We start from the raw sequence: 1,575 nt of genomic DNA, 5'->3' as shown, positions 1-1,575 counted from the left end.
GGCGTCGCCCGCGCCGGGTTCGACCGGGTCGACGGGGAGGACGACGGGCACACCGCCCGCGGGGGCGGCGGCGCCGTCCGCGGCGTCGGCGCCGCCGGGGATGCCGGCGGAGACCACGAGGGCGAAGATGAAGGCGAACACGGCGAACCCCTCCACGATCGCCGCCGGCGCCGCCGACAGACCGAACACCTCCGGCTTGCTCTTGCTGGCGACGATCGCCGAGGCGCAGCACAGGCCCTGGTACATCGCGCTGAACAGCAGCACGACGCCGCACAGGATGCCGACGGCGAACAGCCCGCCGGACGCCTCGACGGTCACGGGCCGGTTCAGCGAGAACATCACCACGATCCCGTAGATGATCTGCGAACTGGGCAGGGCGGAGAGCCCGACCAAGCGTCCGTAGCCGCTTTCCACGTCCAGCATGGCTCCGCAGGCGGCCTGCCCGGCGCGGGCGCAGCCGATCACGCTGCCGATCGCCCCCAGGGCGGTCGGGCCGTAGATGCCCGCCCAACCCAGCATCACCCAAAAATTATCCATATCAGCTCGTCGCTTTCTTGGTGAAGGGTCGGAACGGGTAGCCCTCGTCGTTCAGACTCCAGTTGAAAAACTCGATGCAGTTCAGCCGCAGGCCGTGCACCACGCCGCCCATCAGACCCAGCAGAATATTGATCCCGTGCCCGGCCACCAGGATGACCAGCGCCAGGGCCACGCCGGCGCCGCCCGCCCGGAACGACTGCGACGCCAGATCGTTGAACGTGATCGCCAGCTGGGCGCTGGCCAGTCCCAGGGCGAACAGTCGCAGGTAGCTCAGCACGTCGCCGAAGGCTTTCGTCAGATTGGGGATCTGCATCGCCCCGTCGACCAGCCGCAGGGCGTGCGTCTTCGGACTGAACGAAAAGAGCGGACGGTCGCTGCTGAACAGCAGCACGAACGCGGCGCCGACCAAGACCGCGGGCTGCCCGACGTCGGCGAACGCCGCGGCCCCCGTCATCGCCCCGGCCCCCCACAGGAACCCGCCGACGATCGTCGCGGCCCAGCCGAGATGGCCCAGCAGGCGTGAGGACCGCCGGCTGTTCCACGCCGCGATCAGGTTCGCGAGCGTCAGGTGCGCCGCGCCGATCGCCACGGAGATCGCCATCATCGCGTTGCGGTCCTCCGTCATCGGCCGGCCGTCGACGTACACCCGCAGCCGGTCCAACAGCGACCCGGCGGGCGGTTCGAGTCCGAAGTAGCTGCCGGCCGCCACGCCGTAGGCCACGGTGAAGCTCACCAGTCCGACGGCGAGATTGCGGAACCGCCGGGACGACCGCGTCGCCCCCAGCCGGCCCCAGAACAGGAACAGCCCGACGCCGAGCACGAGGCCGTAGGCGGCGTCGGAGACGATCATCCCGAAGAACAGGGCGAACGACAGGTAGACCACCGCCGTCGGATCCCACGCCCGGTAGCCGGGCGTGATGTAGAACGTCACGCAGCCCTCGGCGCCGGCGAGGCGGTCCGGGTTGTTCAGGAGGGTCGGCGGGGCGTCGGCCGGGGCGGGGGCCTCGACCGTCAGGGCGAGTCCGCGACGGTCGCAGA

General features: G+C 70.5%; 1 protein-coding gene and 1 pseudogene. Both read right to left on the bottom strand.

Annotated features, from left to right (window positions below):
- Window positions 1-96: 96 nt before the first annotated feature.
- Window positions 97-537, bottom strand: a pseudogene (locus LzC2_RS21405) (ATP synthase subunit C); the annotation flags it as partial.
- A gap of 1 nt (window position 538) precedes the next feature.
- On the bottom strand, window positions 539-1,575 hold a 1,037-nt coding region (locus LzC2_RS21400; protein ID WP_315854774.1), incomplete at its 5' end, for a V-type ATPase 116kDa subunit family protein.

Origin of the sequence: Alienimonas chondri (assembly GCF_013036045.1) — a bacterium.
In the GTDB taxonomy this organism is placed as follows: domain Bacteria; phylum Planctomycetota; class Planctomycetia; order Planctomycetales; family Planctomycetaceae; genus Alienimonas; species Alienimonas chondri.
The sequence above is the reverse complement of the archived record's forward strand: the minus strand, read 5'-3'. Positions and strand labels throughout refer to the sequence as shown.